The following is a 233-nucleotide window of genomic DNA, read 5'->3' on the forward strand; positions in this document are numbered from 1 at the left end:
GTCGACCGCACCCGCCAAGCGCTCGATGAGGCAGGAGTGCCGCCCGAAGACGCGCAGCGCGTGCTGACGATCGCCTCGATCATCCAGCGTGAAGGCCGACTGGACGACTTCGCGAAGGTGTCGCGAGTCATCCAGAACCGTCTGGACATCGACATGCTGCTGCAGATGGACTCGACAGCCCAGTACGGCTATGGATCGCTGCACGAGGGTGTCGTCTCGAGCTCCAAGGAGGC

Annotated in this window: 1 protein-coding gene; it reads left to right on the forward strand. The window is 63.9% G+C overall.

What is annotated here, in order from left to right:
* On the forward strand, nt 1-233 hold a 233-nt coding region (locus SB753_RS41870), incomplete at both ends, for an endolytic transglycosylase MltG (RefSeq protein WP_410805795.1).

It is taken from the genome of Paraburkholderia sp. SIMBA_053 (genome assembly GCF_046534895.1).
GTDB classification, from domain to species: domain Bacteria; phylum Pseudomonadota; class Gammaproteobacteria; order Burkholderiales; family Burkholderiaceae; genus Paraburkholderia; species Paraburkholderia caledonica.